Genomic DNA, 9,493 nt, shown 5'->3' on the forward strand with positions numbered 1-9,493 from the left:
CGCTATGCCATGCGCATCGTAGCCGATTGCGCGGAATTCCGGCCTCGCACCGGCCCAACTACGACCGCCTTCGAATGGCTTTGCGTTGGAGGCCCCAGTCCGTCCATAAGTCTTTCGGAAGAAGTCGGAGAGTTCGATATGGTCGGCCAGTTGCAACTCATTTTCCCAGCACAACTTCCACTGCACGTCAGAGCGCATAGAAAGACCTCGTGTTTGTTGGAATCTTTTGAGGTAAGCGCCTACGCATCGCGGAGCTTCTCGCGTCGAGCCGACGCGATGTATCTTGCGCGGATCACCGAAGAAGCTTAACCGCAATGGACACGCGATCCGGGTGACACCGGAAGGCGTACACCAGAAATGCTGCTCGGAGCCAACCCAAACATCAAGTTTCCTTAAGGGGCTTACATCCTTGAAACGTCCCTATGCGACGTTAAGCAAAACTGGTAAAATCGTTTGTTTCGATGAAAGGTATCCACTCTATGGATAGCCGCATTCATGCGTTTCAAAGGGCTTGATCTGAACCTCCTGGTTGTGCTGGACGCCCTGCTGGCCGAGCGCAATCTCACGGCGGCGGCACGCCGCATCAACCTCAGTCAGCCGGCCATGAGTTCGGCCGTCGCCCGGCTGCGCGATTTTTTCGGCGATGAACTGTTCAGCATGAGCGGCCGAGAACGTATTCTGACATCACGTGCAGCAGCACTTGCCCCCGCAGTCCGCGAGGCTCTCCTGCAAATCCAGTCCTCGATTATTTCGTCGGATCCGTTTGACCCAGCTCGATCCGACCGCCGCTTCAGGATCATGATTTCCGATTTCGCTACGCTCGTGTTTTTTGAAAAGGTCGTCGAGCGTGTTGCCCGGGAAGCCCCCGCCGTCAGCTTCGAATTGCTGCCTCTCGACGATAGCCCCGATGAGCTCCTCCGGCGTGGTGAGGTCGATTTTTTAGTCACTCCGGATGTATTCATGTCGAACGCGCATCCAAGAGTGGCGCTGTTCAACGAGAGGCTCGTTTGCGTAGGCTGTCCCACGAACAAGCAGCTGCCACGGCAGCTTACATTCGAGAGATACATGTCGATGAGGCACGTCTGCGTCAGGTACGGACGTTTGCTGAAGCCCTCCATCGAGGAAGGGTTCTTGCTTGAGCATGGTCTTAAAAGACGTGTCGAAGTCGTCGTGCAGGGCTTCAGCATGATCCCGCCTATGGTGTCCGGCACAGCTCGTATAGCGACCGTGCCCCTCCGGCTGGTCAGGCATTTCGAAAACACGTTTCCCCTTCAGGTCGTCGAACTTCCGCTGCCGCTCCCCGCTTTCACCGAAGCCGCCCAGTGGCCGGCTCTCCACAATAGCGATCCGGCAAGCATCTGGATGCGAGAAATAATGATTCAGGAGGCATCTCGGCCACGGGAGGCTCCCGGTGCTCCTGGATTTACTCCGGCTGTCACCGCCCGCCCTCATGTTCTCTGTCAAGAATGAAGGCGACAGATCGAGAGATCAGCTGATAGGCCACAAAGATGGCCCGCCTGCGTGGAAGAGCGCCGCGCGGCGAGCGCTGCCGGGCCGGCGTGCCGCATGGCCACTGGAAGACCACGACCTTCACCGGAGCGCTGCTGCTGACGGGCATGACTGCGCCCTTCGTCTACGACGGCGCCATGAACGGCAACGTGTTCCTGGCCTATGTCGAGCAGGTGCTGATCCCGACATTGTCGGAGGGCGACGTAGTCGTCATGGACATGTGTGGACGCCCCCGTTTGTGCAAGAAGAATTTTGCGAAGAGTGCGGAGCGTGGTCGGGTGCGGGCGAAGATCGGCGAACTGGCGCCACGCCCGCAGGGCCGCCGCCGCGCCTCCAGCCTCGATGCGCATGAAGCCTTCATCGTCGGGCTGATCGAGGAGCGCAAGGACATCACGCTGAACGAGATGGTGGAGCGGCTCGTCGCCGAGCATTCGGTGCGGATCAGCCGCAGCGCCTTGAGCGCCTGGCTTCGCGGCCACGGCTGGACATTCAAAAAAAGTCCGCGCACGCACTGGAGCAGGATCGCCCCGACATCCTGAAGCGTCGCCGGGACTGGTTCGACGGCCAGCTCGATCTCGATCCGGCGAAGCTCGTGTTCATCGATGAGACCGGCCTCTCCGCAATCCAGCGGATCGCGCTGGACACTCCCACGCCGAACCGCGCCGCCGCTTGCCGCGCCGACATGCCCTCGTCCGAAGCCTTCAAGACCCGCGACCGAAGATCTCCGCTCAATGCTCTTCCCATCGTCCACCTCTCCATCGAGGTGGATGTTGAATCAGCACAAAACGCAGCTGTCACATCACAATCGATTCATCGATCACAGGACGTGCTCTAGTGCAAACACTTCGGATACCGAGCAAGCATCAGATTCAAGTGATCAGGTCGGCCGAGCCGCACCTGGTTTCTCGCGGCCGAGACCGGACGCGGCCAATTGGGTGCGGGAGTTCATCCACGCGGTCTGGGTTGCATAGATGATTATACCTCGCAGCCGAGGTTCTGGCGCGGATCAGGAGCGGTGAGGAAGGCACCCATCGAAGCCGAGGACTTCTGGCTCGGCGATACTTCAAAGTGACTGAATTCACCGGCCTGCAGGATGTGAGAAAGGACAAGAAATGTTTGAATTGACCGGCCGCAAGGCGCTCGTCACCGGCGCATCGGGAGGCATCGGCGAGGCGATCGCCCGGGTATTGCATGCGCAAGGCGCTATCGTCGGCCTGCACGGCACACGCATCGAGAAACTGGAGGCGCTGGCGGCCGAGCTCGGCGAGCGGGTCAGGCTGTTCCCGGCGAACCTTTCCAATCGCGCAAGGCGCTCGGCCAGAAGGTCGAGGCCGACCTCGAAGGCGTCGACATTCTCGTCAACAATGCCGGCATCACCAAGGACGGTCTGTTCATACGCATGGCGGACGCCGACTGGGATACGGTGCTCGAAGTCAATCTGACCGCCGTGTTCCGGCTGACCCGCGAACTGACCCATCCGATGATGCGGCGCCGGCATGGCCGCATCATCAACATCACTTCAGTGGTCGGCGTCACCGGCAATCCCGGCCAGACCAACTACTGCGCCTCCAAGGCCGGCATGATCGGCTTTTCCAAATCACTGGCGCAGGAGATCGCCACCCGCAATATCACCGTCAACTGCGTCGCCCCGGGCTTCATCGAATCGGCGATGACCGACAAGCTCAACGACAAGCAGAAAGAGGCGATCATGGCGGCGATCCCGACGCGCCGCATGGGCACCGGTGCCGAGGTCGCCTCTGCCGTCGCCTATCTCGCCTCCAACGAAGCCGGCTACGTCACCGGCCAGACCGTTCATGTCAACGGCGGTATGGCGATGATTTGAGCACAGGATGACCGGAGCCTACCTGTTATGAGGCGGTCGCGACCTCCGCAACCACACTACCTGCCACGTGATCTGGGAGTCATTCAGCATCAGGGCCGCCGGCCGCATATGGCCAAGAAACCACCGGTGGTCGCGGCCGAGATTGTGCGTGAGATGGCTTGTTGGCATCACGCGAGAGGTCTCACCGCCGCGGACTGCGGGGCACGTGCTGCCGCAATGCGGATAAAAACGTTCGCGGCCACTTGTCGTAAATAGTTCACCGCCGAACAATAGCGCAGCCGGGCGACGGCTGCACTCATGGCCGGCTGACTGAGTTTGATGCGGCGTGCCGCCGCCGCGCAAAAGGGAGACTCAAAGCCGGGCCATAGGCCGCTCCAATGGCGGCATGACTACCAGGATTCTTGCGCTGACCGATGCGCTCGGCAGCCAGGACATCGTTTCGATACGGGGGGCGTCGCCCCACTCGTCGACGGTCTCGCCTTCGGCGGGCTACTCGCTGGCCTCCGACGGCAACACGATCATTGCCATCTGAACGAGCGCGGCGCCAAGATCGTCATCTCGCAGCATCCGAGGCGCGCCTTGCCGCTGCCTCTCGATCTCGAACTCTACAAATGGCGTCATCTCATCGAGAACTTCTTCTGCAAACTCAAGGAGTTCACATATTCGCCATGCGAGCTGACAAGACTGACCAGAGCTTCAACGCAATCGCCCATCTCGCAGCCGCCGTCATAAAGTCACGATGGATCTCGACAAGCCTTAGATCAGGGCCAGCCCGAGCTGAAAATCCGGACGCGGTAGCCGACCTGCGGATGAGAGACCGTGATCTCTGAACTCCACTCCTCGCCTGGTGAGCCTCAAGGGCTCCAAGCGCAACACCTGCCTGCTGACATGTGTCCGGCCTCTGATGCGGCTGTCACATGCCGCGGGCCCGTATGGGAGTTCGCGGAGCGGGTCCAATTCAACCTGGCGCGCTCGAGGCGCGTATCCATGATCTGGTTTTCCCGATCCCGTCTCGTTGACCGTAGCGCCATACTCTCCGTTCGACCTTCTCACACTTCGGCAGCTCGCTCGGAGGAGCGAACTAAGCCTCTAGGGCCGGTGTCCGATGAGTCCCGCCCTTAGCCATCAATGCCCACACGATGCGCGCTGTCTTGTTGGCGAGGGCGACGATCACCAGCATGGGCGGCTTGCGCTCCAGCATCCGCGAGAGCCAAGGATCCGCTGTCGATCCCTTCCGCATGGCCCAGCGCACAGTAGCGCTCGCCCCGATGATCAGCAGGCGGCGCAGGGTTCGTTCGCCCATGCGCGACGTCTCACCCAGCTTCTGCTTGCCGCCCGAGGAGCGTTGCAGCGGCGTGAGGCCGAGCCACGCCGCGAAGTCGCGACCTCTCTTAAAGGTCTGACCGGACGGGGCCAACGCAGCAAGCGCCGTCGCGGTGATCGGCCCTATACCAGGAATGGTCATCAACCGCTTGGCTTCTGCATCCTCCTTGGCGCGCCGGGCGATCTCGCGGTCGAGCACGGCTGCTTTCTCATCCAGCGACCGCAACTGCGCAACGAGCAGACACAGAATAGGGCGAGCAGCTTCGGGGATGGCGGTATCCTTGTCCTCAATCGCCGCGACAAGCTTGGCGACATGGAAGAGACCCTGTGCGGCCACGAGGCCGAATTCGGCAAGATGGCCCCGTATCGCATTGATGGTCTGGGTCCGCTGGCGAATCACAAGATCACGAACGCGGAACACCATTGCCGCAGCCTGCTGCTCTTCGTTCTTTACCGCGACAAAGCGCATAGTAGGCCTTTGGGCCGCTTCGCAAATTGCTTCGGCGTCAGCGGCATCATTCTTCTGCCGCTTCACTAATCGTCAGGTGACCATAATGCGGAGGAGCGCGGCCTGATCGGCAGGTTCCCGCCGTTTTTGTCCATGTTCCTCCGCATTATTTCAGAGCGTGTCGAGCCAGGCGAGCACGCTCGCATCGCGCTTCCAAGATGGCTGGCCGCCGGGTGTGGTTGGAGCGGCGACCTTTTCCAGGGCTTTCCGCTTCGTTTCCAGATTGGCCCTGGCATAGTGGTTGGTCGTGTCGAGGCTCACATGGCCGAGCCAGCTTCGGATGACCGTAACGTCGACGCCCGCCGAGATGAGGTGCACGGCGGTGGCGTGCCGGAAGGCGTGTGGCGTTACGTGCTTGGTACGCAGCGTTTGCATGGTTTCGGCCGCCGCCCTCACGTAGGCGGCGAGCTTGAACCGGACCCCTGAGGCGCTGAGCGGCTCACCATAGCGGTTGACGAACAGCCGCTGGTCGGGCGCTCGCGGTTGCCGTTCAAGCAGTTTCTTCAGCAACATCACGGTTTCCGGCCAGAGCGGGCAGATACGTTCCTTCCGGCCCTTGCCGGTCAGACGCACGCACTTCGGGCTTTCGAACCGGATTGCTTCGGGGCATAGGTCAAGCGCTTCCTGTATTCGTGCGCCGCTGTTGTAGAGGAACGAGAGCAGCGCATGATCGCGCATGCCCTCAACGGTCGAACGATTTGGCTGAGCGAGGATCGCCGTCACTTCCGCCGGATCCAGATAGCAAGGTTCCGACACCGGAGCGCGCTTGATCGGGATGTGGAGGACTTCGACGCATTGCGCGATCGATGCGGGGTCCCTGGTGGCCACGAAGTGGAAGAAGCTGCGGATCGCGGCAAGCCGGCAGTTGCGCGTGCCGATCGTACCGCCACGTTCATGTTCGGCGTGGCGGAGGAACGCGGCGATTTCGTTGGCGGCCAGATCGGCCAGCGTGATCATAGCCACCTTCTTCCCAGCACGCTGCGCAACGAACCGAAGCAGCAGCCGCCAGGTATCGCGGTAGGACCGGACTGTGTGGATGGACGCGTTGCGCTGCTCGACCAGCCATTCATAGAAGAACGCGCGCAGCAGGACCGGGAACCGATCATCCGTGCTCATGACCCCACCTCCTGCCTCAGATTGAGGCATGGTGCGCCAACTGCCCGGAACCGCTCATTTGCATAATGCATCAGGTCCTGCGTCACGGTGATGTAGACCAGGGTGGAGTTGATGTCCCGATGGCCGAGGTAGGTCGCTAGGAACGGCAGCCGATCCTGGGGATTGATGCCCGTTCGGTACCATTCGAGGATCCTGTTCACGACCATCGAGTGGCGCAGGTCATGAACGCGAGGACCTGTTTTTCCTCGCAATGGCTTCAGCCCAGCGCGGCGTATGACGTCGGCAAGCAGCCAGGTGATCATTTCCGGCGTGTAATGGCCGTCGCCTCGCTCGTGCCAGAACAGGCCGGAGCGAGCGTCCTGTGATCCACCGGCACGCCGCCGCGCATCGATGTAGGCCCGAAGCTCGACTACAACGCTGTCGGGTAGCGGCAGAATCCGGGTCTTGAAGAACTTGGTCTGCCGGATGGTTATCGTACCGTCCTGCAGGTCAACGTCACCAAGATCGAGACCGGCAAGCTCGCCGCGCCGTAAGCCTGCGCAATAAGCCAGCAGCAGCATCGTGTACATGCTCAGCGGTCGAAGCGGCACCCGTGGCGACGGATAGGCACGTGCGACGTCGAGCATCCGTCGCACGTCGGCAGGCGAGTAGATATGGGGCTTTCGCCATTGCCTGGCGGCCTGCTTCCTCGGTCTCGGGTCCGGTCGCCGCTCAGGCATCGACGGGTCGCGATGACGAAGGATTTTCGCCAAGACACGCTTGAGCTTTTCGCATTCCTCCGCGTGGTGACGCGTGCCATTCGTTGCCGCCCATCGATCGATCATGGCGCTCAGCGGTTCGGTTTCCAGTCCCGGGTGCAACTGCAGGAACCGGTCGAACCGCAAGAGCAACAGGGGCTGCGAAGTGTATTTGTATCCTCTGCGCCGCATCATCGCGACATGCCCGGCCATCATTTCGCCCAGCACGCTGCCGAACGGCCTGGGCTGGCGCAGTTCGGCAAGAGCCTTTTCCGGATCCCGCGACGCCAATGCCCGCCAGATTGGCATGCACTGCTTGATATTGCACTCATCGCGCAGAGCGGCGACGGGACTGCGTTCGATCGCGCCGAGTTCCACCAGGCGTTCAAGGAACCGGTCAATGATGCGGGTGCGGTGCAAGAGCGTGGATGCCGCCCGGCGAATGGCTGATTCTCGTAGCCAGGCCAACAGCACTTCTTGACCGAGTGCCTCGTAACGTTCGGCGACATCCTGGAAGCCATGCAAGACCTGCCGATAACAGGTTCGGCTTTTCATGCTGCGCAGATCAAGGCTCGCGACGTAGCGGCCGATGTTCGCGCGGTCGGGGTCGGGCCAGCGGGCGGTCATGCCAGCACCTCCATGCCCGGCACGTCAAGCGCGACAGTCCTGAGGTCCTCGGTAGCAAGCTTGAGGTAGGGAGCCGTCGATCCTGTCGAACGGTGTCCCAGGAGGTCGCCGATGACCTTTTGAGGCACCGCGGCCCGCAGCATTTCGACCGCGCGCGCATGACGGAAGATATGGGGTCCACACTTACCTGGCGGTTGGACGCCAGCGTCACGGAGCCGCCGGCGAACAACGCTGTAAAGCTTGTCGAGCTTGCGATAGGGCGCGCGCGTGCGGATGAAGATCTCCCTGGCATCGGTCACGGGCCGTCCGGAACGCAGATAGGCGAGCACCGCTTCGCCGACCGGCTCAAGCAGGGGCAGGAATGTGGTGGCTCGTGTCTTGTAGTGTCGAACATGGATGGCTTCCGTTCGCCAGTCGATGTCCTCGATCCGTAGATGGCGGATCTCTCCAGACCGTAGACCATATGCTGCAAGGAGTTGCAGGATCGCATGGTCTCGCAACCCCGCCGGTGTCTTGTCCTTCTTGGCGCTCTCCAGCACAGCGGCTATCTGGCCGCGGTCCAGGACTGACGGCACTCCTTCGTATGCATAAAGCGTCGGGGCTATGACGTGCCCTGACAGGTCCGTCGTGACGCGACCTGTGATGTGGAGATAACGCAGCAGCGAGCGAAGCCGCTCTGCTACAGCCTTCAGTGAGCAGCGCGTCAGTTTCGGCGCGCGCAAATCCATATAGCGGTCAACGTCGCCGATGCTCAGGTCCATCAGGCCTTCGACACCGCATCGTTCGAGTTGCCAGGCAAGGAAGTGTCGAGCCTCCCACAAGAACGCGTCGATGCTGGGCCGAGCAAAGCCACGCTCCTCGTGAAGCCAGGTCTCGTATTCGTTGCTGATCGTAAATCGCAGTGCATCGGCGGCGCAGGTCGCTTTCGGGGCTGGTGGCCACTGCCCCTGCACAAGCCGAAGCAGTGCGTGAATGCCCGCGCACGGAATCTGGTGCCAGCGCGGACCGGGACGTCGACCACGACGCTGCCGGAACAGCGCGACCGCATCGCGCAGATATCGCTCCACTTGGGCTTCGGTCACATCCGTGACCAGGATATTTCGCCGCGCAAGATGGTCGAGGAAACCGCGCGCATAAGCACAATAGTTTCCTACCACCACCGGGCTGTATTGTTGGCTGATCAGTACGGCTTTGAGCTCGGCAATCAGTTCGCAATCGGATTTCGACATCAATGGCTCCTCTGCTGGTCAAACGACCGCAGAGGTTCACCGGAAAATAATGCGGAGCAAATCCCTCGACGAACGGCAGGATCCTGCGGATCTCACGCGCTCCTCCGCATTATGGTCACCTGACGATTAGTCAAGATATGGTCAGGTGAACATATCTTCACGAAGGGCTTCACGTATCCTGGAGCGATCAGCCGAACATCGTGCCCGAGCTTCGCAATCTCCCGCGCCCAATAGTGGCCACCCCCACATGCTTCCATAGCAACCGTGCACGCTGGCTGAGAAGAAAGAAACCGCAGTACCTGATCGCGGCGAAGCTTCTTCCTGAACAGCACAGTTCCCGACGCATCCGAACCGTGCGCGTGAAACACGTTCTTCGCCAGATCCAATCCGATTGTGCTAACTTCCAACATGGACGCCTCCGTTCAAGTGATAATCGACGACACCACTTTGGCACAGCGATGCCGTGAGGGGGCGTCCACATGGGGTAATCGCGGGAGCGTGTCGCCCAGAGAACCAATCATATCCTTGGAAGGTGGCTGTTCCCCGATAAGATGGAAATACGGGCTCACGACCTGACGCCGGGCCCAAGCATCTGATGGAG

Annotated in this window: 5 protein-coding genes and 8 pseudogenes; 5 read left to right on the top strand and 8 right to left on the bottom strand. The window is 61.0% G+C overall.

What is annotated here, in order from left to right; genetic code table 11:
- Positions 1-198: pseudogene (locus B5V02_RS10575) on the bottom strand (acyltransferase); the annotation flags it as partial.
- A 297-nt stretch (positions 199-495) separates the two neighbouring features.
- Here B5V02_RS10575 and B5V02_RS10580 point away from each other — a divergent pair.
- The 3 genes and pseudogenes from B5V02_RS10580 to B5V02_RS10590 form a co-directional block, all read left to right on the top strand.
- A complete protein-coding gene (locus tag B5V02_RS10580) occupies positions 496-1,470 on the top strand; it encodes a LysR family transcriptional regulator (RefSeq protein WP_111544176.1) in 975 nt (324 codons plus the stop codon).
- Positions 1,471-1,499: 29 nt separating this feature from the next.
- Positions 1,500-1,727 (top strand): annotated as a pseudogene (locus tag B5V02_RS10585) (transposase); the annotation flags it as partial.
- Between the two features lie 51 nt (positions 1,728-1,778).
- Positions 1,779-2,197, top strand: a pseudogene (locus B5V02_RS10590) (IS630 family transposase); the annotation flags it as partial.
- On the opposite strand, the pseudogene B5V02_RS42635 reads toward B5V02_RS10590, so the two are convergent.
- Positions 2,176-2,268, bottom strand: a pseudogene (locus B5V02_RS42635) (hypothetical protein); the annotation flags it as partial. The pseudogenes B5V02_RS10590 and B5V02_RS42635 overlap by 22 nt on opposite strands.
- A 353-nt stretch (positions 2,269-2,621) precedes the next feature.
- On the opposite strand from B5V02_RS42635, the pseudogene fabG reads away from it, so the two are divergent.
- Positions 2,622-3,352, top strand: a pseudogene (fabG, locus tag B5V02_RS10600) (3-oxoacyl-[acyl-carrier-protein] reductase).
- A gap of 231 nt (positions 3,353-3,583) precedes the next feature.
- On the opposite strand, the pseudogene B5V02_RS40050 reads toward fabG, so the two are convergent.
- Positions 3,584-3,687 (bottom strand): annotated as a pseudogene (locus B5V02_RS40050) (LysR family transcriptional regulator); the annotation flags it as partial.
- 50 nt (positions 3,688-3,737) lie between these two features.
- On the opposite strand from B5V02_RS40050, the gene B5V02_RS40530 reads away from it, so the two are divergent.
- Complete coding sequence (locus B5V02_RS40530; protein WP_167458449.1) at positions 3,738-3,884, top strand: hypothetical protein; 147 nt, start codon at positions 3,738-3,740, stop codon at positions 3,882-3,884.
- Between the two features lie 549 nt (positions 3,885-4,433).
- On the opposite strand, the pseudogene B5V02_RS10605 reads toward B5V02_RS40530, so the two are convergent.
- The 5 genes and pseudogenes from B5V02_RS10605 to B5V02_RS10625 form a co-directional block, all read right to left on the bottom strand.
- Positions 4,434-5,210 (bottom strand): annotated as a pseudogene (locus tag B5V02_RS10605) (IS110 family RNA-guided transposase); the annotation flags it as partial.
- A gap of 84 nt (positions 5,211-5,294) precedes the next feature.
- Entirely contained in the window at positions 5,295-6,299 is a 1,005-nt protein-coding gene (locus B5V02_RS10610) for a site-specific integrase (protein ID WP_111544177.1), read from the bottom strand.
- On the bottom strand, positions 6,296-7,663 hold the full coding sequence (locus B5V02_RS10615; protein ID WP_111544178.1) for a tyrosine-type recombinase/integrase: 1,368 nt from the start codon (positions 7,661-7,663) through the stop codon (positions 6,296-6,298). The genes B5V02_RS10610 and B5V02_RS10615 overlap by 4 nt, the downstream gene beginning before the upstream one ends.
- Complete coding sequence (locus B5V02_RS10620; protein WP_111544179.1) at positions 7,660-8,892, bottom strand: site-specific integrase; 1,233 nt, start codon at positions 8,890-8,892, stop codon at positions 7,660-7,662. The genes B5V02_RS10615 and B5V02_RS10620 overlap by 4 nt, the downstream gene beginning before the upstream one ends.
- Positions 8,893-9,047: 155 nt before the next feature.
- Positions 9,048-9,302 (bottom strand): annotated as a pseudogene (locus B5V02_RS10625) (IS110 family transposase); the annotation flags it as partial.
- Positions 9,303-9,493 lie beyond the last annotated feature (191 nt).

It is taken from the genome of Mesorhizobium kowhaii (assembly GCF_003253745.1).
Taxonomy (GTDB): Bacteria; Pseudomonadota; Alphaproteobacteria; order Rhizobiales; family Rhizobiaceae; genus Mesorhizobium; species Mesorhizobium kowhaii.